General features: G+C 71.3%; 18 protein-coding genes. 9 read left to right on the top strand and 9 right to left on the bottom strand.

What is annotated here, in order from left to right; translation table 11 throughout:
• Nucleotides 1-30: 30 nt before the first annotated feature.
• Entirely contained in the window at nucleotides 31-1,254 is a 1,224-nt protein-coding gene (locus BIV01_RS11330; RefSeq protein WP_071302919.1) for an alpha/beta fold hydrolase, read from the bottom strand.
• 23 nt (nucleotides 1,255-1,277) lie between these two features.
• Here BIV01_RS11330 and BIV01_RS11325 point away from each other — a divergent pair, with 23 nt between their 5' ends.
• The 5 genes from BIV01_RS11325 (at nucleotide 1,278) to BIV01_RS11305 (ending at nucleotide 7,110) form a co-directional block, all read left to right on the top strand.
• On the top strand, nucleotides 1,278-1,862 hold the full coding sequence (locus tag BIV01_RS11325) for a DUF3000 domain-containing protein (protein ID WP_070418813.1): 585 nt from the start codon (nucleotides 1,278-1,280) through the stop codon (nucleotides 1,860-1,862).
• Nucleotides 1,855-3,180, top strand: coding sequence for an HRDC domain-containing protein (locus BIV01_RS11320; protein ID WP_083413983.1), 1,326 nt, complete (start codon nucleotides 1,855-1,857; stop codon nucleotides 3,178-3,180). The genes BIV01_RS11325 and BIV01_RS11320 overlap by 8 nt, the downstream gene beginning before the upstream one ends.
• A gap of 126 nt (nucleotides 3,181-3,306) precedes the next feature.
• The gene (locus BIV01_RS11315; protein WP_070418811.1) at nucleotides 3,307-4,518 is read left to right on the top strand and encodes a thiolase family protein; all 1,212 of its coding nucleotides are present in this window, start codon (nucleotides 3,307-3,309) and stop codon (nucleotides 4,516-4,518) included.
• A gap of 2 nt (nucleotides 4,519-4,520) precedes the next feature.
• Complete coding sequence (locus BIV01_RS11310) at nucleotides 4,521-6,659, top strand: 3-hydroxyacyl-CoA dehydrogenase NAD-binding domain-containing protein (protein ID WP_071302917.1); 2,139 nt, start codon at nucleotides 4,521-4,523, stop codon at nucleotides 6,657-6,659.
• Nucleotides 6,660-6,753: 94 nt separating this feature from the next.
• Nucleotides 6,754-7,110: a hypothetical protein gene (locus BIV01_RS11305; RefSeq protein WP_071302916.1), complete on the top strand. Its 357-nt coding sequence runs from the start codon at nucleotides 6,754-6,756 to the stop codon at nucleotides 7,108-7,110.
• A 148-nt stretch (nucleotides 7,111-7,258) separates the two neighbouring features.
• On the opposite strand, the gene dxs is transcribed toward BIV01_RS11305, so the two are convergent.
• From dxs to dut, 5 genes are all read right to left on the bottom strand, one after another.
• Complete coding sequence (dxs, locus tag BIV01_RS11300; protein ID WP_071302915.1) at nucleotides 7,259-9,205, bottom strand: 1-deoxy-D-xylulose-5-phosphate synthase; 1,947 nt, start codon at nucleotides 9,203-9,205, stop codon at nucleotides 7,259-7,261.
• 64 nt (nucleotides 9,206-9,269) lie between these two features.
• Nucleotides 9,270-12,086: an aconitate hydratase AcnA gene (acnA, locus tag BIV01_RS11295; RefSeq protein ID WP_071302914.1), complete on the bottom strand. Its 2,817-nt coding sequence runs from the start codon at nucleotides 12,084-12,086 to the stop codon at nucleotides 9,270-9,272.
• A gap of 129 nt (nucleotides 12,087-12,215) precedes the next feature.
• Nucleotides 12,216-12,968, bottom strand: a complete 753-nt coding sequence (locus tag BIV01_RS11290) for a DUF3159 domain-containing protein (RefSeq protein ID WP_070418806.1) — start codon at nucleotides 12,966-12,968, stop codon at nucleotides 12,216-12,218.
• Nucleotides 12,969-12,993: 25 nt separating this feature from the next.
• A complete protein-coding gene (locus BIV01_RS11285; protein ID WP_229086592.1) occupies nucleotides 12,994-13,716 on the bottom strand; it encodes a DUF3710 domain-containing protein in 723 nt (240 codons plus the stop codon).
• A complete protein-coding gene (gene dut / locus BIV01_RS11280; protein ID WP_070418805.1) occupies nucleotides 13,713-14,204 on the bottom strand; it encodes a dUTP diphosphatase in 492 nt (163 codons plus the stop codon). The genes BIV01_RS11285 and dut overlap by 4 nt, the downstream gene beginning before the upstream one ends.
• 65 nt (nucleotides 14,205-14,269) lie before the next feature.
• Between dut and BIV01_RS11275 the strand changes: the two genes are divergently transcribed.
• The gene (locus tag BIV01_RS11275; protein ID WP_071302913.1) at nucleotides 14,270-14,701 is read left to right on the top strand and encodes a DUF3093 domain-containing protein; all 432 of its coding nucleotides are present in this window, start codon (nucleotides 14,270-14,272) and stop codon (nucleotides 14,699-14,701) included.
• Nucleotides 14,702-14,840: 139 nt separating this feature from the next.
• Here the strand turns inward: BIV01_RS11275 and BIV01_RS11270 are convergent, their stop codons facing one another.
• Nucleotides 14,841-15,140: a DUF4193 domain-containing protein gene (locus tag BIV01_RS11270; protein WP_031263038.1), complete on the bottom strand. Its 300-nt coding sequence runs from the start codon at nucleotides 15,138-15,140 to the stop codon at nucleotides 14,841-14,843.
• Between the two features lie 265 nt (nucleotides 15,141-15,405).
• Here BIV01_RS11270 and sepH point away from each other — a divergent pair, with 265 nt between their 5' ends.
• A complete protein-coding gene (gene sepH / locus BIV01_RS11265) occupies nucleotides 15,406-16,431 on the top strand; it encodes a septation protein SepH (RefSeq protein ID WP_070418803.1) in 1,026 nt (341 codons plus the stop codon).
• 24 nt (nucleotides 16,432-16,455) lie between these two features.
• On the opposite strand, the gene BIV01_RS11260 is transcribed toward sepH, so the two are convergent.
• On the bottom strand, nucleotides 16,456-17,607 hold the full coding sequence (locus BIV01_RS11260) for an alkaline phosphatase family protein (RefSeq protein WP_071302912.1): 1,152 nt from the start codon (nucleotides 17,605-17,607) through the stop codon (nucleotides 16,456-16,458).
• A gap of 26 nt (nucleotides 17,608-17,633) precedes the next feature.
• On the opposite strand from BIV01_RS11260, the gene BIV01_RS11255 reads away from it, so the two are divergent.
• Nucleotides 17,634-20,120 (top strand): DNA gyrase/topoisomerase IV subunit A, encoded by a 2,487-nt coding sequence (locus BIV01_RS11255; RefSeq protein ID WP_071302911.1) that lies wholly within the window; start codon nucleotides 17,634-17,636, stop codon nucleotides 20,118-20,120.
• Nucleotides 20,121-20,659: 539 nt separating this feature from the next.
• On the opposite strand, the gene BIV01_RS11250 is transcribed toward BIV01_RS11255, so the two are convergent.
• Nucleotides 20,660-22,777 carry a DNA gyrase/topoisomerase IV subunit B gene (locus BIV01_RS11250; RefSeq protein ID WP_071295250.1) on the bottom strand — a complete coding sequence of 706 codons (2,118 nt, stop codon included), beginning with the start codon at nucleotides 22,775-22,777 and terminating at the stop codon, nucleotides 20,660-20,662.
• Between the two features lie 167 nt (nucleotides 22,778-22,944).
• Between BIV01_RS11250 and BIV01_RS11245 the strand changes: the two genes are divergently transcribed.
• The gene (locus BIV01_RS11245; protein ID WP_070418799.1) at nucleotides 22,945-23,169 is read left to right on the top strand and encodes a DUF7455 domain-containing protein; all 225 of its coding nucleotides are present in this window, start codon (nucleotides 22,945-22,947) and stop codon (nucleotides 23,167-23,169) included.
• Nucleotides 23,170-23,230: the final 61 nt, after the last annotated feature.

The raw sequence follows: 23,230 nt of genomic DNA, 5'->3' as shown, positions 1-23,230 counted from the left end.
ACCGCGCCTCCCGTCCGTCTGTGGATGCGTCTACCGCGCGTTGGCCGCGCCGTCTCGCTGGACCACCTCGGTCAGCCACGCGAGGATGCGGGCGTCGAACCAGTCGGCGTCGTGGTTCCAGAGCTTGGTGTGCCGGGCGGTCGTCTGCACCTCGAGCCGCACGATGTCGGGCCGGGCCTCGGCGAGGGCGTGCGACGCAGAGGACGGGACGAACCCGTCGTCGTCGCTGTGCATGAGCAGGATCGGCACGTGCAGTTCGTCGGCCCGCGCGACCATGTCGAGCTGCCGCAGGTCGACCGGCTGCCGCAGGCCCGTGAGCCGGTGCAGGACCGGGGTGCGGAGGAGACGCTGCGCGACCTTCCGGACCGGCCGCGGCAGGCGGAGCAGCTGGCTCTGCGACTTGAGCACCGCGTGCCAGTCGACCACGGGCGACTCGAGCACGACACCGTCCACGAGGTCCGCGAACGCCGAGCGGAGCAGGGTCTGCAGCACGACCGCGCCGCCCATCGACCAGCCCATCAGGACGACGCTCGACGCGCCCTGCCCGGCGAGCCAGCGGAGGACCGCGTCGATGTCCTCCCACTCGGTGCTGCCGAGGCCGTAGCGGCCGTCGACGCTCCGCGGGGCGACGCCGTCGTTGCGCCAGCTCGCCAGCACCACGGAGTACCCCGCCGCCCGGAAGACCGGCACCGCGCGGATCGTCTCGGCGCGGGTCACGCCACGACCGTGCACGAGGACGGCCCACGGCGCGTCCGGGTCGTCGGCGCGGACCACCCAGGCGGGTGCGGGGCCGTTCGGGGTGGGGACGTCGATGTCCTCGACCGGGACGTCCAGCTCGCCCGGGGTCAGGTAGAACCAGCCGCCCCACCGACCCCGGCGGGCCGCGGTGGGGTCGCCGGCGTCGATCGCGATGATGCGGCGGGTGACGGTCGTGTCGGTGGTGCCGAGGACCTCGCCGACGCGCATGTGCCCGGTCCCGCCGCCGAACCAGAGGCTGTAGCGGCCCTGCAGTTCGGTGTCCGCGGTGCGCTCGAGCGTCACCGTCCGCCGCACGGGGTCGACGGCGTGGATCGGGACGCGTTCGGTGCGCTTGCGGTCGGGGGTGACCACCGCTCGGGCCACCGCCGCGACGAACCCGCCGATCACCGCGGTGGTGACGGCGGCCGCTGCGATGCCCGCTCCCAGGGCGACGAACCCGGCCGATCGTGCGGTCTCCTGGACGACGTCCTCGGCGGGTCGCGCGGATCGGGACATGGTCCGGAGCCTAGTCTGCATTCGTGTCCGAAACCCGAGAGCCCGACGCCTTCGCGCGGCTCCGTGCGTTCGTGGCGTCCGGCGGCGCGCGCGCCGAGACGACCGTCACCGAGATCCCCTCGCCGTCGCGCATCGCCCCGTTCTCGATCGCCCTGGCGGCGGACGTCTCGGGCGCGGCGCACGGCATCGACTCCGACCTCGGGACGGGCCGGTTCATCGCCCTGCACGACCCGGACGAACCCGAGGGCTGGGGCGGGTCGTTCCGCATCGTGACCTTCGCCCAGGCACCGCTCGAACCGGAGATCGGTGTCGACGAGTTCGTCGCCGACGTGACGTGGAGCTGGCTGGTCGACGCCCTCGCCGCGCACGGTGCGACCTACGACCACGCCTCGGGCACGGCGACCAAGATCATCTCCCGCGGCTACGGCGACCTCGCGGCGCAGGGCGACGGGGCGCAGCTCGAACTGCGCGCCTCGTGGACCCCGCGCGGGGACGACCTCACCGCACACGTCGAGGCGTGGGAGGAGATCGTGGCGATGCTCGCCGGTCTCCCGCCCGCGTCGGACGGCGTGACCCTGTTGGCCCCGAGGAGGCTCGCACGTGACTGACCCCGCATCTCCGGCCGGGGCGTCGCCCGCTGTCCCGTCGTCGGCTGCTCCGTCGGCGTCGCCGGCCGTTCCGTCGTCGGCTGCTCCGTCCGCGGCGTCGCCGGCGTTCGAGGCGTCGCACGACGCGGTCCACGTGATCGCCTCGCGCGAGGAGTACCTCGACGCCGCCGCCGCCATCGCGGCGGGCCACGGCCCGGTCGCCGTCGACGCCGAGCGCGCGAGCGGCTACCGGTACTCGCAGCGGGCGTACCTCATCCAGGTGTTCCGCCGCGGTGCCGGCGCGTTCCTCTTCGACCCGATCCCGATCGGCGACTTCTCCGAGCTCCAGGACGCGATCGTCGACGAGGAGTGGCTCTTCCACGCCGCGTCGCAGGACCTCCCCTGCCTGCAGGAGGTCGGCCTCGTCCCGACCCGTATCTTCGACACCGAGCTCGGTGCCCGCATCGCCGGCTTCCCCCGGGTCGGCCTCGGTGCCGTCGTGGAACAGCTGCTCGGGATCACGCTCGCGAAGGCCCACTCCGCCGCGGACTGGTCGACCCGGCCGCTCCCGCAGTCGTGGTTGGTGTACGCGGCACTCGACGTCGAGCTGCTCCCCGACCTCCGTGACGCGCTCGCGGCGAAGCTCGACGAGGCGGGCAAGTCCCGCATCGCCGAAGAGGAGTTCGCGGCCGTCCTGACACGGGCGCCGAAGCCGCCGAAGGCCGAGCCGTGGCGCCGCCTGTCCGGCATGCACGCCCTCCGTGGCTCCAGGGCACTCGCTATCGCCCGGTCGCTCTGGACGGCACGCGACGCCTACGCCCGCGAAGCCGACATCGCGCCGGGTCGCACCATCCCGGACTCGGCGATCGTCGCGGCCGCGGCGGCGAACCCGGCCTCGAAGGGCGAGCTGAGCGGGGTGAAGGCCTTCACGGGTCGTGCCAGCCGGTCCGAGCTCGACCGCTGGTGGGCCGCCGTCGACGAGGGCCGCACGACCGAGGACCTCCCGCGGCTCCGCGGCACCGGCGAGGCCACGCTGCCGCCGCCCCGGGCCTGGGCCGACCGCAACCCGGCAGCCGACCGGCGGTACAAGGCCGCACGGGCCGCGGTGGTGCAGCGCGCCGAGGAGCTCGACCTGCCCGTCGAGAACCTGCTCACGCCGGACACCCTCCGCACGGTGTCGTGGGAGCCGCCGACGCCGATCGCCACCGAGACCGTCGGTGCCGTGCTCGCCGCGCACGACGCCCGCCCCTGGCAGGTCGAGGAGACGGCGTCGATCATCGCGCACGCCTTTGTCGCTGCTGCACAGGAGCCTGCTGCCGAGAGCAACACCGAGTCGTAGGAACGCCCCAACGGGCATGCGTCCGCACAGGCTCGGGGCATAGCGTCGCTGGTGCACGCCGGGTCGGACCCGGCCGGGCGGGGCGGGACGCGCCCAGCCTGATCAACGAGGATCTGGAGGCCCAGATTGCCAAAGGCAGCAGACGTCGTCTTCGTCGACGGAGTTCGGACACCGTTCGGACGAGCCGGGGAGAAGGGGGTGTTCTGGAAGACCCGCGCGGATGACCTCGCGGTGCACGCGATGCGCGGACTCCTCGACCGGAACGCCTCGTTGGACGGGGCCGCGGTGGACGACGTCGCCGTGGCGGCCACCACGCAGCAGGGCGACCAGGGGCTCACCCTCGGCCGGACGGTCGGCATGCTCGCCGGACTCCCGAAGACCGTCCCCGGGTACGCGATCGACCGCATGTGCGCCGGTGCGATGACGAGCGTGACCACCCTCGCCGGCGCCATCGCGTTCGGCGCGGCCGACGTCGCCATCGCCGGCGGTGTCGAGCACATGGGGCGCCACCCGATGGGCTTCAACTCCGACCCGAACCCGCGCTTCATCGCCGAGCGCATGGTCAACGGCGACGCGCTCGTGATGGGCAAGACCGCCGAGCGCCTGCACGACCGCTTCCCCGCGATCACCAAGGACCGCACGGACGCCTACGCCGTCCAGTCCCAGCAGCGCTACGCCGCCGCGTGGGCCGCGGGCAAGCTCCAGCCGGACCTGGTGCCGGTCGAGGTCAACACCGGCGAGGGATGGGACATCGTCTCCAGTGACGAGCCGCCCCGCCCCGGCACCACGCTCGAGGCCCTGGCAGCGCTGAAGACGCCGTTCCGCTCGCACGGACGCATCACCGCCGGCAACGCGGCAGGCCTGAACGACGGCGCCACCATGAGCCTGCTCGCATCGGCCGACGCGGCGAAGCAGCACGGGCTGCCGACGAAGATGCGCATGGTCTCGTTCGCCTTCGCGGGCGTCGACCCCGAGGTGATGGGCATCGGACCGGTGCCCGCGACCGACAAGGCGCTGGCGAAGGCCGGGCTGTCGATCGACGACATCGGGCTGTTCGAGATCAACGAGGCGTTCGCCGTCCAGGTGCTCGCCTTCCTCGACAACTACGGGATCGCCCAGGACTCGACGAACGTGAACGCCTGGGGCGGCGCGATCGCCGTCGGGCACCCGCTCGCCTCGAGCGGCGTCCGCCTGATGACCCAGCTCGCGGCCCAGTTCGCCGAGCGCCCGGACGTCCGGTACGGCATCACGACGATGTGCATCGGGCTCGGCCAGGGCGGCACCGTCATCTGGGAGAACCCGAACTTCAGCAAGTCCGCGGCGCGGAAGGCGGCGTGACCATGACCATCGTCGACAACGACCAGCTCCTCGCCCTCAGCGAGGACGAGGTGGTCACCCACTCGTACCTGAAGCACGTCGCGCTGCCGTCGGGTGGCACGCTCGCGCTCATCACGCTCGACAACGGCAAGGACTACAAGCGACCGTCGACCCTCGGGCCGCGCACGCTGCACGAGCTCTCCGGGGTCCTCGACACCCTGCGGACCGAAGCGTCCGCCGGGACGATCCAGGCCGTGGCGATCACCGGCAAGGAGTACTGCTTCGCCGCCGGTGCCGACCTCTCGCAGGCCGCCTCGGTGCCGTCGCGGGACGTCGCCCACGACCTGGCCGCCCTCGGACACGCGACGCTCCGGAAGCTCTCCGACCTCGGCGTCCCCTCCTTCGCGCTCATCAACGGGATCGCGCTCGGCGGTGGCCTCGAGATCGGGCTGCACTGCACGTACCGGGCGTTCTCGTCGGCCGCGCAGGGCATCGGGCTCCCCGAGGTCTTCCTCGGCATCATCCCCGGGTGGGGCGGCGCAACGCTGCTCCCCCGCCTGATCGGCCCCGAGAAGGCGCTCCGCGTCATCGTCGAGAACCCGCTCAAGAACAACCGCCTGATGGACGGTCCGGCCGCGGTCGAGCTCGGCATCGGCGACGCGCTGATCCCCTCGGTCACCTTCCTGCCGTCCGCGGTGGCGTGGATCGACGGCGTCGTGTCGGGTCGCACCAAGGTCGTGCGGAAGAACGAGCCCGGCATGATCGAGAAGGCCGCGTGGGGCACCGTCGTGAAGGTCGCCCGCAGTCAGGTCGCGTCGAAGATCGGCACGGTCCCGAAGTCGCCGTTCCGGGCGCTCGACCTCGTCGCCGCGGCGAAGTCCGGCTCGCTCGACGAGCGGTTCGCCGACGAGGACGACGCCCTGGCCGACCTCATCTCGGGCGATCAGTTCGCCGCGTCGATGTACGCGTTCGACCTCGTGCAGAAGCGCGCGAAGAAGCCGGTGGGCGCCCCCGCGGACGTCTCGCCGCGCCCCGTCACGAAGGTCGGCGTCCTGGGCGCCGGCCTGATGGCGTCCCAGTTCGCGCTGCTCTTCGCCCGACGCCTCGGCGTCCCGGTCGTCATCACCGACGTCGACCAGTCCCGCGTCGACGCCGGCGTGGAGCGTATCCGCGGCGAGGTGGACAAGCTCCTCGACAAGGGCCGGGTCTCCCCCGACGACGCGAACCGCATCAAGGCGCTCGTGTCCGGGTCGGTGTCCTACGACGCCTTCGCGGACGCCGACTGGGTCATCGAGGCCGTCTTCGAGGAGATGAGCGTCAAGCAGGAGGTCTTCCGGAAGATCGAGCAGGTGATCGCTCCGGACGCGATCCTCGCCACGAACACCTCGTCGCTGTCGGTGTCCGAGATGGGCTCCGTGCTGTCCGATCCGTCGCGACTCGTCGGGTTCCACTTCTTCAACCCCGTCGCCGTGATGCCGCTGCTCGAGGTCGTGCGCACCGCCTCGACCTCCGACGAGACCCTCGCCACGGCCCTCGCCGTCGCGAAGACCCTCAAGAAGACCGCGATCATCACGGCCGACCAGCCGGGCTTCGTCGTGAACCGGGTGCTCGCCCGTGTCCTCGGCGAGGCGATGCGCGGCGTCGAGGAGGGCACGTCGTTCGACGTCGTCGCCCAGGGCGCTGCGCCGCTCGGCCTGCCGATGTCCCCGTTCGAGCTGCTCGAGCTCGTCGGCCTGCCGGTCGGCGCGCACGTGCTCGACTCGCACCACGCCGCCTGGCCGGAGCGCTTCTACCCGGGTGACGGCCTGAAGAAGATCGCCGAGTTCGGGCACATCCTGACCCGCGACAAGAAGGGCACCGCGACCGGGTACGACCCCGCTGCCGTGAAGCTCGTCGCACCGTCGAAGAAGGACGCGAAGCCGGTCGACGCTGCCGAGATGCAGCGCCGCTTCGAGGACGCCCTCGCCGACGAGCTGCACCGCATGCTCGAGGACGAGGTCGTCCAGCACGTCGAGGAGATCGACCTCGGGCTCATCCTCGGCGCGGGCTACCCGTTCCAGGCCGGCGGCATCAGCCCGTACCTCGACCGTTCCGGTGCGTCCGAGCGGGTCTTCGGCGGGGCGTTCCACGAGCCGCTGATCGTCGGGCCGGCCTCGCGCTAGCTGCGGCCGCTCGGCTCCGCACAACCGAAGTCACCCCGAACCACGGCGATCCGTGGTTCGGGGTGACTTTCGTTGTGCGGCGTACGGTCGAACCATGGCACAGGAGTGGTGGGCACCGAGGACGACCGGGCACCCCAGCGTCGTCGTGCCCGTGCCGCTCGACGAGGTCCCGGAGCTGCTCGACCGCGCCGTGCACGCCGTCCCGGGTGCCGCGGCGATGGAGATCCGTCCGGACGGAGCCGTCATCGGCCGCCGGGCCTCGTTCGCCCTCCGCGCCGAGAACATCGTCATGACGTTCTCGCGCGAGGGGCCGACGTCCTCGCGCGTGGAGATCATCCGCGAGGGCCGCGACGGCCTGTCGTACGGCCAGGTCCTCTGGGTGACGCCGATGGCCCGCGCGATCCTGCGCGAGCTCGTGTCCGCCGCCGCCGCGCCACCCGCGCCGCACTGACCCCGCCCCGCCCGTGCCGCCGGGCTTCGGATCGAACCACGGATCCGACATCGAACTCGTCGATCCGCCCGGTTCGACGTCGCATTCGTGGTTCGACCCGCCGCGCCGGGCCGGGCCACGCCGGGCCGGCGCGCCGCGCCCGCGCCGCTCAGCGGTCGGCGGACTCCCGGGAGCGCGACGCCGCCCGCGCCGGCTTCGCCTGCGGCAGCTTCGTCCCGACGACCTGGTCGATGACGTCCCGGGCGATCGCCTGCGCGGTCAGCCCCACGTCCTCGAGGATCTGGGACCGCGACGCGTGGTCGATGAACGCGTCCGGCAGCCCGAGCTCGTTCACCCCGGTGTCGACACCCGCAGCGCGCAGGTCCTGCCGCAGCCGCGTCCCGACGCCACCGACCCGCACCCCGTCCTCGAGCGTGATCACGAGCCGGTGGTCACGCGACAGGTCGATGAGCGACGCGGGGATCGGCACCACCCACCGCGGGTCGACGACCGTCACGCCGATGCCCTGGGACTCGAGCAGCGCCGCCGCGTCGAGCGCCACCGGCACCATCGAGCCCACGGCGACGAACAGGACGTCGGGCTCCTGGTCGGACGACGGCGACCGCAGCACGTCCACCCCGTCCCGGAGTCGACGCTCCGCGACGATGTCCGGCCCGACCTGTCCCTTCGACCAGCGCAGCACGGTGGGTGCGTCGTCGACGGCGACGGCCTCGCGGAACTCCTCACGCAGGGTCGCGGCGTCACGGGGTGCGGCGATCCGGATCCCGGGCACGACCTGCAGCAACGCGAGGTCCCACATGCCGTGGTGCGACGGCCCGTCCGGCCCGGTGATGCCCGCGCGGTCGAGCACGAAGGTGACGCCGGCCCGGTGCAGCGCGACGTCCATGAGCACCTGGTCGAACGCCCGGTTCAGGAACGTCGCGTACAGCGCCACGACGGGGTGCAGGCCGCCGAACGCGAGTCCGGCCGCGGTCGTCACGGCGTGCTGCTCGGCGATCCCGACGTCGATCACGCGCGAGGGGTGCTGTTCCTGGAAGAGGTGCAGCCCGGTCGGGCGGAGCATCGCAGCGGTGATCGCCACGATCTTCTCGTCCGACGCGCCGACCTCCGCCAGCGTCGAGGCGAACACCGAGGTCCACGACGGCCCCGACGACACGTCGAGCGACTCCCCGGTCTCCGGGTCGATGTGCCCGACCGCGTGGAACTGGTCGGCCTGGTCGCGCAGCGCGGGCTCGAACCCGTGCCCCTTCTCGGTGATGGCGTGCACGATCGTCGGCGCGCCGTACGCCTTCGCCTGGCGGAGTGCGGCCTCCATCGCCCGCTGGTCGTGCCCGTTCACCGGCCCGATGTACTTGATGTCGAGGTTCGAGTAGAGCGCCTCGTTGTTCGTGAACCGCGAGAGGAACCCGTGCAGCCCGCCGCGCATCCCGCGGTAGAGCGCCCGCCCGGGTGCACCGAACCGCGCCGCCGCGGCTTGGGACTTCTCGAACAGCGCCCGGTACTCGCGGCGCGTGCGCACCGAGCTGAGGAACCGCGCCATGCCACCGATGGTCGGCGCGTACGAGCGCCCGTTGTCGTTGACGACGATGACGAGTCGACGGTCGTTGCCGTCGGAGATGTTGTTGAGGGCCTCCCACGTCATCCCGCCGGTGAGCGCACCGTCGCCGACGACCGCGACCACGGTCCGGTCGGCCTGGCCGGTCTGCACGAAGGCGCGGGAGATGCCGTCCGCCCAGGACAGCGACGAGGACGCGTGCGAGGACTCCACGATGTCGTGCTCCGACTCGCTCCGCTGCGGGTACCCGGCGAGGCCGCCCCGCTCGCGCAGCCGCGAGAAGTCCTGCCGCCCGGTGACGAGCTTGTGCACGTACGACTGGTGCCCGGTGTCGAAGACGAACGGGTCGTGCGGCGAGTCGAACACCCGGTGCATCGCCAGCGTGAGCTCGACGACGCCGAGGTTCGGACCGAGGTGGCCGCCGGTCTTCGCGACCTCGGCGACGAGGAAGCGTCGGATCTCGGCGCCGAGGTCCGTCATCTGCGCGTCGGAGAGACGCTTCAGGTCGCGCGGCGACGTGATGCTCGAGAGCAGACTCACGGGCGCTCCTTTCGTGGGGCTGTCGGCCCACTCTATGCGCGTGACCCGACAACGGACGGGTGCGTCAGACGAGCGACCGCAGCACGTACTGCAGGATGCCGCCGTTGCGGTAGTAGTCCGCCTCACCCGGGGTGTCGATGCGGACGACCGCGTCGAACTCGATCGTCTCCTTGCCGGCGGGCGAGTGCTCGCTCGGCGCAGCCGTGACGTGCACCGTCTTGGGCGTACGGCCCTCGTTCAGCTCGGTCAGGCCGGAGATCGAGACGACCTCGGTGCCGTCGAGCCCGAGGGACTCGACCGACTCGCCGGCGGGGAACTGCAGCGGCACGACGCCCATGCCGATGAGGTTCGAGCGGTGGATGCGCTCGAAGCTCTCGGTGATGACCGCGCGGACGCCGAGCAGGTTCGTGCCCTTCGCCGCCCAGTCGCGGGACGAACCGGAGCCGTACTCCTTGCCACCGAAGATGACGAGCGGGATGCCCTGCTCCTGGTAGTGCTGCGATGCGTCGTAGATGAACGACTGTGCACCGTCCGGCGTCGTGAAGTCGCGGGTGTAGCCGCCCTCCACGCCGTCGAGGAGCTGGTTGCGGAGGCGGATGTTCGCGAACGTGCCGCGGATCATGACCTCGTGGTTGCCGCGACGCGAGCCGTAGGAGTTGAAGTCCTTGCGGTCGACGCCGTGCTCGGCGAGGTACTTGCCCGCCGGGCTGTCGGCCTTGATCGACCCGGCCGGCGAGATGTGGTCGGTCGTGACCGAGTCGCCGAGCTTCGCGAGCACCCGGGCGCCGGAGATGTCCGACACCGCGTCGGGCTGCATGGTCATGCCCTCGAAGTACGGGGGCTTCCGCACGTAGGTCGACTCGGTGTCCCACTCGAACGTGTCGCCCGTCGGGGTCGGCAGGTTCTTCCAGCGGTCGTCGCCCTCGAACACGGAGCCGTACTCGTGGGTGAACATCTCGGTGTCGATCGACGCGTCGATGACCTGCTGGACCTCGACCGCGTCGGGCCAGATGTCCTGCAGGAAGACGTCCTTGCCGTCCTGGTCCTGCCCGAGGGCGTCCTTGTCGAAGTCGAAGTGCATCGACCCGGCGAGGGCGTACGCGATGACCAGCGGCGGGGAGGCCAGGTAGTTCATCTTCACGTCGGGGTTGATGCGCCCCTCGAAGTTGCGGTTGCCCGAGAGCACCGCGGTGACGGCGAGGTCGTTGTCCTGCACGGCCTGCGAGATCTCCTCCGGCAGCGGGCCCGAGTTGCCGATGCAGGTGGTGCAGCCGTAGCCGACCGTGTAGAAGCCGAGCTGCTCGAGGTAGGTCGTGAGACCGGCCTTCTCGTAGTAGTCCGTGACCACCTTCGACCCCGGCGCGAGCGTGGTCTTGACCCACGGCTTCGCGGTGAGGCCCTTCTTCGCGGCGTTCCGGGCAAGGATGCCGGCGGCCATCATGACCGACGGGTTCGACGTGTTCGTGCACGACGTGATCGCGGCGATCGCGACGGCACCGTGGTCGATCGTGAACGGGTCGGCCCCGTCCATCGCGACCTTCGTCGGCTGCGAGGCCGTCGACGGGGCGCTCGAGACGTAGACGTGCTCGTGCAGCGCGGTGTCCTCGTTCGTGGAACCGGCGGCGATCGGGTCGGAGGCGGGGAAGGTCTCCTCCACCGCGTCGTCGAGGTCGGTCTGCTCGCTCGGCGTCGTGTAGTTGCCGAGGTCGACCTCGAACTGGGTCTTCGCCTTCGAGAGCTCGATGCGGTCCTGGGGGCGCTTCGGGCCGGAGATCGACGGGACGACCGTCGAGAGGTCGAGCTCCATGTACTCCGAGTAGTTCGGCTCGACCGCAGCGTCGTGCCAGAGGCCCTGGGTCTTGGCGTAGGCCTCGACGAGCGCGATCTGGTCCTCGGAGCGGCCGGTGAGGCGGAGGTAGTCGAGCGTCACGTCGTCGACCGGGAACATCGCCGCCGTGGAGCCGAACTCCGGCGACATGTTGCCGATGGTGGCGCGGTTCGCGAGCGGGACCTCGCCGACGCCCTCGCCGTAGAACTCGACGAACTTGCCGACGACGCCGTGCTTGCGGAGCTCCTGCGTGATGGTGAGCACCACGTCGGTCGCGGTCACGCCGGCCGGGATCGACCCGGACAGCTTGAAGCCGACGACCTTCGGGATGAGCATCGACACCGGCTGCCCGAGCATCGCCGCCTCGGCCTCGATGCCGCCGACGCCCCAGCCGAGCACGCCGAGCCCGTTCACCATCGTGGTGTGCGAGTCGGTGCCGACGAGGGTGTCCGGGTAGGCGTAGGTCTCGCCGTCGAAGTCACGCGTGTAGGTGACCTTCGCCAGGTACTCGATGTTGACCTGGTGCACGATGCCGGTTCCGGGCGGGACGACCTTGAAGTCCTCGAACGCGGTCTGGCCCCAGCGGAGGAACTGGTAGCGCTCACCGTTCCGCTCGTACTCGAGGTCGGTGTTGCGCTGGAGTGCGTCCTCGCGACCGAAGAGGTCGGCGATGACGGAGTGGTCGATGACCATCTCGGCCGGCGACAGCGGGTTGATCTTGTTCGGGTCGCCGCCGATCTCGGCCATCGCCTCGCGCATGGTGGCGAGGTCGACGATGCACGGGACGCCGGTGAAGTCCTGCATGACCACGCGGGCCGGCGAGAACTGGATCTCGGTGTCCGGCTCGGCGTCGGGCTGCCACGACCCGAGGGCGCGGATCTGGTCCTCGGTGACGTTCTTGCCGTCCTCGGTGCGGAGGAGGTTCTCGAGCAGCACCTTCAGGCTGTACGGGAGCTTCTCGTGCCCGGGCACCGTGTCGATCCGGTGGATCGCGTAGTCGACACCCCCAACCGACAGCGTGTCCTTCGAGCCGAAGCTGTTGACTGCAGCCACTGTGCCGCCTCCCTGGTTGATCGGTGTGCCCCCATCCAAGCGGGGCGCGAGGCGTCCCACCAGCAAGGCAAACCTAAACCCGCCAGCCCGGGAAGGGCCGCGGGGAATTATCTCGATGTCGAGACAACTCTACACCCGGGTGGCGTCACCCTCGCGCTTGAACACCGTCCGGACGAGCAGCCAGGTCACCCAAAGAAGGGCGGCGTAGAGCGGGACGCCCGTGATGAGCTTGATGCCGGCGAGCAGTTCCACCTGGGCGGTCAGGTACAGCGGCACCTCGATGAGGAGCCGGATCGCGAAGAGTCCGACCCAGAGCCAGGTGGCAACGGTCAGAACACGGCGCTTCGCCGGGTCGCGACGCCAGTCCTGCGGGGTGCCGTCCTCGTTCGGCGGGAGCAGGAACCCGACGACCAGGCCGATGAGCGGCTGCCGGATCGCCAGCGTCACGAGCAGCCCGACGAGCCACACGGCGTTGATGACGATCCCGGGGATGAAGTTGCTCTCGGCCCGCCCGGTGATGAGCGCGAGGCCGGCGGAGATCGCCACGCCGAGGATCCCCGCGAGGCTCATCACGAGCGACTGGCGCTGCAGCAGGCGGAGCACCACGAACACGACGCCGATCGCGACCGGGATCAGGACGCTCGGGACGACCTCCTTCGTGATCGCGTAGACCACCAGGAACGCGAGCCCGGGCAGGACGGACTCGACCAGTCCGCGCACGCCGCCGATGGCCGCGACGAGGGCGTGCCCCGACGGCGCCTCGCCCGGCGCGACCTTGCCGAGCCCGGTGTTGGCGACGGCGGCACGCATCTGGTCGCTGAACGAGGGCAGCGCGTCGGGCGCGTCCGCCTCGGGACGGGTGGTGTCGTCGTGGTCCGGCACCGTGCCTCCTGGTTCGGGTCGCCGGTCAGATGGCCGACTGCGTCGACTTCGGCATGTGCAGCGGGATGAGGTCGCGCGGCGGCATCGGGGTGGTCCCGCGGACCACGACGACGCTGCGGAACAGGTCCTCGATCTCGGCCGCGTCGTCGGGCTGCTCGGCGGCCTTGCCGGCGATCACGCCGCGCAGGAACCAGCGCGGGCCGTCGACGCCGATGAACCGCGCGGGGCGGGCCCCGTCGGTGACGCCCGTGCCGTCGGAGACGACCGGGACCTGGGCGCGGAGCTCGGGGCCGAACGGACCGTCGACCTCGGACACGATGCCGCCCTGGCGCTCGATCTGCTCGGCGATCTGGGCGCGGATCTCGTGCCAGAGACCGGTGGAGCGGGGTGCGGCGAACGGCTGCACCTGCAGCGTGGACTCGTCGTAGTCGAGCCCGACCGCGACGACGCGCTGCGAGCCCTCCTCCACCTCGAGCCGCAGGTGGAGCCCCTCGCGCGGGAGGACCTTCACGCCGCCGAGGTCGACGTACGGACGGACCAGGTTCGCCTCGGTCTCGTCGTGCGGGCCGCTCTCGGCACGGTCCTCGGGCGCAGACTTGTCGGTCGGCGCGACGGCGTCCACCTCGTCGAGGTCGGCGTCGGCGTCGATCGCGATGTCGACCTCCGGCGTCGTCTCGGCCACCTCGACCTCGTCGGCGACGGCGTCCGCCACCTCGACCTCGTCACGCTTGCGTCGGCCGAACTTCATGCGCGCGTTCCTTCCTGAGCGTTGTCCGCGGCGCCGCTGACGGCACCGCTCCGGTCACCGTAGCCCGACGAGCCGAACCCGCCCTGGCCGCGGACGCTGTCGGGCAGCTCGTCGACGCGGGTGAACGACACGCGCGGGACCGGCATGACGATCATCTGGGCGATGCGGTCTCCGACGTGCACCTCGTGCGCGGCGGCCTGGTCGGTGTTGAGCAGCGCGACCTTGATCTCGCCGCGGTACCCGGCGTCGACGGTGCCGGGGGCGTTCACGATCGTGATGCCGTGCTTCGCGGCGAGACCGCTGCGCGGGACCACGAACGCGGCGTACCCGTCCGGCAGCGCGATCTTGAGGCCCGTGCCCACGAGCCGACGCTCGCCGGGCTGCAGGACGAACGCCTCGGTCGAGACGAGGTCCGCACCGGCGTCACCGGGGTGGGCGTATCCGGGAGCGTTCTCCCCGGTCCAGAGCACGTCGACTGGTTCGGTCACGTGTCGAGGGTAGTGCAGACCGTGACCGTTCCGTGACCTGCCCGGAGTCGTGGTCGAATGGTGTCGTGACCCTGTACCGCGAACGACTGTGGGCTCCGCCCGTCCTCTACCTGGCGACGGCGCTCGTCATCCCCGCCAGCCTCCTCGTGTTCCTGCCGATCAGCGTGCTCGCCGGCGTCCTCGTGGCCGTCGGCATGTACCTCGGCGTGCTCGTGCTGCTCTGGGCGCTGGCTCCGACCATCGAGGTCACGGAGACCGAGTTCCGCGCCGGTCGGGCGCACCTCCCGCGGGCGCTCGTGGGCGAGGTCGAGGGCTACGAGGGCGCCGAGGCCACCACGCAGCGCGGGCCGAAGCTCGACGCCCGCGCCTGGACGCTCTTCCGCGGCTACGTGCGCGGGGTCGTCAAGGTCGAGGTGCAGGACCCCGCGGACCCGACGCCCTACTGGCTGGTCAGCGTCCGCAACCCGTCGGCCGTCGTCGCCGCCCTGCGGTCCTGAGTCCCCACCTGCGATCCAGGAGGCGCGGTGCGGGCCCGACCCGCGCCTCCTGTCCAGCACGACGCACGTCCGAACGCCCAGAGCACGCAGAACGGCCCGTCACCTCGCGGTGACGGGCCGTTCTGGTTTCGTGCGTTCCCTAGAGCGCCGCGCACTCCGCGCAGACCGGGCCGAGCTTCGACTCGTGGTCGAGCTGCGAGCGGTGCTTCACGAGGAAGCACTCGACACAGGTGAACTCGTCGACCTGGGGCGGGAGCACGACGACGTCGAGGTCGACGTCGCTGAGGTCCTGTCCGGCGAGCTCGAAGCTGCCGGGGTTGTCGGAATCATCGTCGACGACCCCCGACATCTTGTCGGGAACGCGCTCCTTGAGGGCCTCGATCGACTCCGAGTCGGAGTTGTCGTCGGTCTTCCGGGGGGCGTCGTAATCGGTGGCCATGCCCATCCATTTCTCGTATCGAGAGGTCGTCGCCGGTGATCGGCGGCGACAGTTTGCACCACGTCTCGCCAGAGCGCAAACCGAAGTCTCCGGCGGGTCGTTCTGGCGCTGCAACCCGTGTGCCCGCCCGTCCATTCCCGCTGTCCGGAAACGCTCGCACGGGAGTCCACGGCACGCCCGTGCGCCTCCGCGGGATCGGGTCCGGACGGCTGCATACTCACGGGGTACGAGGCACGACCGTACGCGACGCTCGGAAGGCGGAACCATGCAAGACGTGAGAGTCATCGGGGTGGAGTCCGGGGCACTCCTGCTCGCGACCGACGGCGGGACCGAGTTCCGACTGCCCGTCACCTCGTCGCTGCCCGGTCAGGTCCGGCAGGCGAACCCCGAGTCCGGTCCGCACAAGCGCGTGTCCCCCAAGGACGTGCAGGCGCGGATCCGCGGCGGTGCCGACGCCGCCGAGGTCGCCCTGGCGCTCGACGTCGACGTCGAGTACGTGCGGCGCTTCGAGGGCCCCGTCCTCGCCGAGCGTGCCTTCATCCTCGACGCCGCGCACCGCGTGCCGGTCACCCCGGTCGACGACGAGTCGCCCGACACCTTCGGTGAGGCGATCACCGCCAAGCTCGAGGCGGGCGAGGCCAGCGGGATCGCCTGGGCGTCGTGGAAGCACGTCGAGAGCGGCTGGCAGGTCCGCGTGCACTACACGGCCGCCGAGGTCGAGCACGACGCCCAGTGGCGCTTCGACCCGAAGACGTCGACGCTGACGCCGGACAACGGCGACGCGCACCGGCTCTCGCACACCGAGGACGAGGGCATCGCGCCGCGCCTCCGTGCGGTCGAGAACGACCACCAGGACACCGACGGGACGCGGTTCGACTCCGGCGCGTTCCGGGTCGACGAGCCCGACGAGGACGTCACGAACCCCGAGGTGCAGGAGCGTCCGCTCCGCGCGCCGCTCCCCCGCATCGGAGCCGCCGTCGAGGAACGCGCCCCGGGCAACGAGACCGCCGACCTGCTCGAGGCGCTCCGCCGCCGTCGTGGCGAGCGCGAGGCCGCGGCCTTCGGCGAACAGCCGCAGGACGACGGACGACGGACCTCGATCAGCGTCGTCGACATCCCGCTGCAGGGGTTCGAGGACTCGTCGGACACCGCGCCGCAGCCGGACGCCCGACCCACCTCCGCCCCCGAGGCCGAGGCCGGGCGGCAGGACCGCAAGAAGCGGAACCGACGGTCGATGCCGAGCTGGGACGAGATCGTCTTCGGGACCCGGCCGGACGACGACCCGGCCTGATCCCCGGGCGCCATCGGGCTCGTGCTACTGCGCGAACGCCCCGGCGAGGCGCAGCGGCACCATGGTCTCCTCGTCGGTCATCGCACCGTGCTGGCCGACCATGCGCTTCGGTGACTCGCCGTCGCGCAGGGCCCGGTCGTCGTTGAACGCCCAGGACCCCCGTGCCACGAGCACGACGTCCCCGATGCGCGGGACGACCTCGTCCGAGACGGTGCCGAACCAGCCGGCGGCGATCGCCTCGTCACGGCTCGCGACGTACGCCTTCTTGCCGTAGCGCGCCCGGAACTGCCCGACGAGGGAGCGGACGTCGGTGCCCGGTGCGACCGTGAACTGCCGGCAGCGCGGGTCGCCGGCGACCCCGACGACGTCGGTCAGCAGGAGCGGGTCGAGCGCGATGTTCGCGTGGTCGGGGACGTCGAGCACGCCGTGGTCGGCCGTCACGACGATCCCGACGTCGGCGGCGGCACGGCCCTCGAGCCGAGCGAGTTCGCCGTCGAGGAGTTCGAGTGCCGCGGTCCACCGGTCGGACTGCCAGCCGTGCTTGTGCCCGATCGAGTCGAGCTCTGGGACGTAGAGGTACACGAGCGAGCGACCCGTTGCGGTCTCGGCGAGGGCGGCGTCGACGCGCTGCGGGATCGAGTCGGCCGGGACGTAGCGCGCCCCGCCGAGGACGTTCGCGGTCATCCCCGAGGAGCGGTACCGGGCGGGTCCGACCACCACGGGGTCGACGCCGAGCGCCGGCGCCTCGGTGAACAGCGTGCGGGCGAGGAACCAGTCTTTCGGGACCTCGTCGTCCCAGCCGCTCAGCAGGTTCATCACCCGGCCGGTGTCGGGGTTCCAGCCGCTGTACCCGACCACGCCGTGGGTGCCGGGCGACCGACCGGTCGTCAGCGTGCTCAGTGCGGCCGCCGTCGTCGTCGGGAAGCCGCTGCGCAGTCGCTTCTTGCCCGCGGCGAGCCAGCGGGCGTGTCCGGCGCGCGCTGCCAGCGCGCCGGCACCGAGGCCGTCGACCAGCACGACGATCGCGGAACGGGCGGGGCGGAGGGTGATCCGCGCCTCCAGTCCGGTGGAACGCAACCAGGCGTCGTCCGCAGCGCCGAGCGCGACGAGGCAACTCGGGAAGACGTCGGCGAGGTTCGCGGTGGCGTCGGGGGCCGTCGGTACGCTTGTTCCCATCTTCCCCAGTCTCGCAGAAGGGTGCCATGGCACGCACGGAAGCAGTCGGCCTGCCCGACGGTGAACGCATCGAGGACGTCGACGTCTCCGAGGAGATGCAGGGCTCCTTCCTCGAGTACGCGTACTCCGTCATCTACTCACGGGCACTCCCCGACGCACGCGACGGCCTGAAGCCCGTGCAGCGGCGCATCCTCTACCAGATGGCCGAGATGGGGCTCCGGCCCGACCGCGGCCACGTGAAGAGCGCCCGCGTCACCGGCGAGGTGATGGGCAAGCTGCACCCGCACGGCGACGGCGCGATCTACGACGCCCTGGTGCGCATGGCGCAGCCGTTCACGATGCGCGTGCCGCTCGTCGACGGACACGGCAACTTCGGCTCGCTCGACGACGGACCCGCGGCCGCCCGGTACACCGAGGCCCGCCTCGCCGAACCGTCGATGGCCATGACCGAGGGCCTGGGCGAGGACGTCGTCGACTTCGTCCCGAACTACGACAACCAGATCATGCAGCCGGGCGTGCTGCCCGCGGCGTTCCCGAACCTGCTCGTCAACGGCGCGTCGGGCATCGCGGTCGGCATGGCGACGAACATGGCGCCGCACAACCTCGGCGAGGTGGTCGAGGCCGCGAAGCACCTGCTCATGAACCCGCAGGCGACGCTCGACGAACTGATGGAGTTCGTGCCGGGCCCCGACCTGCCGTCCGGCGGCACGATCGTCGGGCTCTCCGGCGTGCGCGACGCCTACGCCAGCGGCCGCGGCTCGTTCCGGACGCGCGCGAAGGTGAGCGTCGAGAACCTCACCCCGCGCAAGGTCGGCCTCGTGGTCACCGAGCTGCCGTACCTGGTCGGCCCGGAGCGCGTGATCGAGAAGATCAAGGACGGCGTCCAGTCGAAGAAGCTCGTCGGCATCTCCGACGTGAACGACCTGACCGACCGCAACCACGGGCTCCGGCTCGTCATCGGCATCAAGAGCGGCTTCAACCCGACCGCCGTGCTCGAGCAGCTGTACAAGCACACCCCGCTCGAGGACGGCTTCGGCATCAACAACGTCGCGCTGGTCGGCGGATCGCCCAAGACCCTCGGGCTGCGCGAGCTGCTCGACGTCTACGTGCAGCACCGGCTCTCGGTCGTCACACGTCGGTCGCAGTACCGCCTCGCACGCAAGAAGGAGCGACTGCACCTGGTCGAGGGGCTGCTGATCGCGATCCTCGACATCGACGAGGTCATCGAGGTCATCCGCTCCTCGGACGACTCCGAGGCGGCGCGCTCCCGCCTGCAAACGGTGTTCGACCTGTCCGAGGTGCAGGCCGAGTACATCCTCGAACTGCGGCTCCGGCGCCTGACGAAGTTCTCACGCCTCGAGCTCGAGGGCGAGCGCGACCAGCTGCTCGCCGACATCGCCGCGCTCGAGGAACTGCTCGCGTCCGACGAGCGGCTCCGTGCCCAGGTCGCGCTCGAGCTCACCGAGGTGTCCGACCGGTTCGCGACGCCGCGCCGGACCCTGCTCACCGAGGCCGACGCCCCCGTCAAGGGTGGTCGCAAGGCCGCGGTCGACCCGGAGTCCCTGCAGATCGCCGACTCCCCGTGCCGCGTGCTGCTCTCGACCACCGGGCGGCTCATCCGGGTCGACATCCCGACGTCCGAGCTCGGCATCGTCCGGGTGCCGAAGCGGTCCAAGCACGACGCCGTCCGCTCGTCGATCGTCAGTTCGGTGCGCGGGCAGGTCGGGGCGCTCACCTCGACCGGGCGCGTGATCCGGCTCTCCCCCGTCGACGTCCCCGCCGTGCCGCCCGCCGCGGTCCGGCTCGACGCCGGCGTCCGCGTGACGGACTTCCTCGGCATCGCCCGCGGCGAGACCGTGGTCGCCCTCGTCGACCTCTCCGGCGCCTCGTCGGACTCGCTCGCCATCGGCACCGTGCAGGGCGTCGTGAAGCGCGTCGTGCCCGGAGCCTGGCCGGACAAGCCCGAGTTCCCCGCCATCGGGCTGAAGCCCGGCGACGCGGTCGTCGGTGCCGCCCAGGCGCCCGAGTCGGACGACCTCGTGTTCATCACCTCGAACGCGCAGCTGCTGCGGTTCCCCGCGTCCGGCGTCCGTGCGCAGGGCCTCCCCGCCGGTGGGGTCGCCGGCGTGGCCCTCGCCGCGGGTGCCTCGGCGATCTGGTTCGGATCCGTCGCCCGCTCCGACGACGCCGTGGTCGCGACGGTCTCGGCGTCGTCCTCGGCCCTGCCCGGCACCGACACCGGCCGCGCCAAGGTCTCGGCCCTGTCGGAGTTCCCGGCGAAGGGCCGTGCGACCCAGGGTGTGCGGGCGCACGCGTTCCTCAAGGGCGAGGACGGCCTGACGGTGGCGTGGGCGGGCATCGCTCCCCCGCACGCGGTCGGGTCGGACGGCGCTGCCCGGACGCTGCCGGACTGGCTGTCGAAGCGCGACGGGTCGGGAGCGCCGCTCGACGCCGTGATCGACTCGATCGGTGGGAGTGCGGCGGCGCTCGACGGCACCGCCGGCGAGGCGTAGGCGCGCGGGCGCGACCTTTCGCGCCAGCCGACAGTTCACGGGCCTTTCGCCGCGTGAACTGTCGCCCACCGCGTGAACACGCGCCTGCGCCGCGGCGGACGCCGAGACTCGGCCCCGCGGACAGTCCTCGCGCCGCCGCGGCGCGAAACCGTCCGCCCAGCCGAGACTCGCCCTCGCGCGGCCGCGCCGACGGCGGCTTCTCGCGCCAGGCGACAATTCACGGGGCCCTCGCCGCGTGAACTGTCGCCCAGCGCGTGAGGACGCGCTGACGGCCGGACGGGAGGCGCGGGACGGCCCCGCACCGCGCCTCCCGTCCACCCATGGGGACGACCACCGCCCCGACCACCCGACCGCGCTGCGAACTCACGCGGCTGGCGACACGTCACGACGCCAGCGCCGCGTGACGTGTCGCCAGGCGCGTGAGGTCGCGCCGCACGGCGGCGCCGAGACTCGGCCCCGCGGACAGAACTCGCGCAGCCGCGGCGCGAAACTGTCCGGTGAGGCGAGACTCGGCGTCGCCGCGCGCGGCGCCGCGCCGGCTACGCGTCGATACGGTCGCGGTCGAGGCCCTCGCCGGCGAGGATGAACTCCTTGCGCGGCGCCACGTCGTTGCCCATGAGCAGCTCGAAGACCTTCGCAGCACCCTCGGCATCGGTGATGTTCACCCGGCGCAGCGTCCGGTGCGTGCGGTCCATCGTGGTCTCCGCCAGCTGGTCGGCGTCCATCTCGCCGAGACCCTTGTACCGCTGGATCGGCTCCTGGTACTTCTTGCCTTGCTTCTCGAGCTTCTTCAGCACGGCCTGCAGCTCGGCCTCGGAGTACGTGTACAGCGTGTCGTTCGCCTTGCCGCGGTTCACCACGACGACCCGGTGCAGCGGCGGAACAGCAGCGAACACCCGACCCTGCTCGATCATCGGCCGCATGTACCGGAAGAACAGCGTGAGCAGGAGCGTCCGGATGTGGGCACCGTCGACGTCGGCGTCGGACATGATGATGACCTTGCCGTAGCGGGCCTGGTCGATCTCGAACGTCCGGCCGGAACCGGCGCCGATGACCTGGATGATCGAGGCGCACTCGGCGTTCGAGAGCATGTCCGAGACGGACGCCTTCTGCACGTTGAGGATCTTGCCACGGATCGGCAGCAGCGCCTGGTACTCGCTGTTCCGCGCGAGCTTGGCGGTGCCGAGCGCGGAGTCGCCCTCGACGATGAAGAGCTCGGTGCCCTCGGCGTCCTGCTTGCGGCAGTCGGCGAGCTTCGTCGGCAGCGAGGAGTTCTCGAGCGCGTTCTTCCGGCGCTGGGTCTCCTTGTGCGCCCGGGCCGAGATGCGCGTCTTCATCTCGGCGACGACCTTCTCGAGCAGGGTCGCCGCCTGGGCCTTCTCGGTCCGCTGCGTCGACGTGAGGATCTCGGTGAGGCGCTTCGACACGACCTGGTCGACGATCTTCCGGACCGCCGGGGTGCCGAGGACCTCCTTCGTCTGACCTTCGAACTGCGGCTCGGGCAGGCGGACGGTGAGCACCGCGGTCATGCCGGCGAGCACGTCGTCCTTCTCGAGCTTGTCCTGCCCGACCTTGAGCTTGCGGGCGTTCGCCTCGACCTGGGCGCGCACGGCCTTGACCACGCCGGACTCGAAGCCGGCCTGGTGCGTGCCGCCCTTTGGCGTCGCGATGATGTTGACGAAGCTGCGGAACACCGTCTCGTAGCCACTGCCCCATCGCAGCGCGAGGTCGACCTCGCATTCGCGCGACACCGAGGTCGACACCATGTGGCCCTTGTCGTCGAGCATCGGCACGGTCTCGGTGAAGGTGCCGGTCCCCTGGATGCGCCAGACGTCGGTGACGGCGGAGTCGAGGGCGAGGTGCTCGACGAACTCACCGATCCCGCCCTCGTACCGGAAGCGCTCGACGACGGGACCGGGCTCGACAGGAGTGCCCGTGGCCTCCGCCCGCGCGGCCGCTGCCTCGATCGAGGCGGGCCGCGCATCGGTGATCGTGATGCCGAGCCCTGGCACGAGGAAGGCCGTCTGGCGCGCCCGGCTGACGAGGTCGCTGGTGCTGAACTTCGCGTCGGAGGTGAAGATCTGCCGGTCGGCCCAGTACCGCACGCGGGACCCGGTCACGCCCTTCTTCACCTTGCCCGCGACGCGCAATTCGCTGCCGGAGGTGAAGGGGGTGAACGGCGCGTCCGGCCCGTCGCCGGCGAACGTGCCCGGCTCACCGCGGTGGAACGACATCGCGTAGGTCTTGCCGCCGCGGTCGACCTCGACGTCGAGGCGCTCCGACAGCGCGTTCACGACCGAGGCACCGACACCGTGCAGCCCACCGGACGCGGCGTACGACCCGGACCCGAACTTGCCACCGGCGTGGAGCTTCGTGAACACCACCTCGACCCCGGTCAGACCGGTCTTCGGCTCGACGTCGACGGGGATGCCACGAGCGGTGTCGCGGACCTCGACCGAACCGTCGGGGTGCAGCAGCACGCCGATCTCGTCACCGTGCCCGGCGAGGGCTTCGTCGACGGAGTTGTCGATGATCTCCCACAGGCAGTGCATGAGCCCGCGGGAGTCCGTCGACCCGATGTACATGCCCGGACGCTTGCGGACCGCCTCGAGCCCTTCGAGGACGGAGAGATGGCGTGCAGAGTAGTCGGAGCTCACCTTCCGATGCTAGCGATCCGCACCGACACCACCGCGCGGACACTCGGACTGGGGACAGCCGATCCGCGCTGAGCGAAACGGGCGATCACAATGCGCCACTCTCAGGCATCACGTGTTGAAATAGGTGGACCAAGCCGCACCACCTGCGATCCGTGAGGAGCACAGCAATGACCCAGACCGTGCAGGACCTCTCCATCGACGAAGTCAGCAGCCACCAGCTCACCGCTGCCGACCGTTGCGACAGCTGCGGCGCGCAGGCGTACATCCGGGCCACCATGGCCAGCGGTGAGCTGTACTTCTGTGCGCACCACGGCGCCGAGTTCAAGGACAAGCTCGCGGCGACCGCCATCGAGTGGCACGACGAGAGCAGCCGACTCTACGAGTCGAAGTAGCGCGCACAGACGCGAGCGCTGAACACACAGGAGGCGCGGTGCCAGCTGGCACCGCGCCTCC

It is taken from the genome of Curtobacterium sp. MCBA15_013 (genome assembly GCF_001865095.1).
Taxonomy (GTDB): Bacteria; Actinomycetota; Actinomycetes; order Actinomycetales; family Microbacteriaceae; genus Curtobacterium.
The sequence above is the reverse complement of the archived record's forward strand: the minus strand, read 5'-3'. Positions and strand labels throughout refer to the sequence as shown.

Excerpts from the sequence above, each read along its gene's own strand:
- BIV01_RS11330 (WP_071302919.1), bottom strand. The coding sequence starts at position 1,254 with ATGTCCCGATCCGCGCGACCCGCCGAGGACGTCGTCCAGGAGACCGCA.
- BIV01_RS11310 (WP_071302917.1), top strand. The coding sequence starts at position 4,521 with ATGACCATCGTCGACAACGACCAGCTCCTCGCCCTCAGCGAGGACGAG.
- BIV01_RS11305 (WP_071302916.1), top strand. The coding sequence starts at position 6,754 with ATGGCACAGGAGTGGTGGGCACCGAGGACGACCGGGCACCCCAGCGTC.
- BIV01_RS11285 (WP_229086592.1), bottom strand. The coding sequence starts at position 13,716 with ATGAAGTTCGGCCGACGCAAGCGTGACGAGGTCGAGGTGGCGGACGCC.
- BIV01_RS11270 (WP_031263038.1), bottom strand. The coding sequence starts at position 15,140 with ATGGCCACCGATTACGACGCCCCCCGGAAGACCGACGACAACTCCGAC.
- sepH (WP_070418803.1), top strand. The coding sequence starts at position 15,406 with ATGCAAGACGTGAGAGTCATCGGGGTGGAGTCCGGGGCACTCCTGCTC.
- BIV01_RS11260 (WP_071302912.1), bottom strand. The coding sequence starts at position 17,607 with ATGGGAACAAGCGTACCGACGGCCCCCGACGCCACCGCGAACCTCGCC.
- BIV01_RS11255 (WP_071302911.1), top strand. The coding sequence starts at position 17,634 with ATGGCACGCACGGAAGCAGTCGGCCTGCCCGACGGTGAACGCATCGAG.
- BIV01_RS11245 (WP_070418799.1), top strand. The coding sequence starts at position 22,945 with ATGACCCAGACCGTGCAGGACCTCTCCATCGACGAAGTCAGCAGCCAC.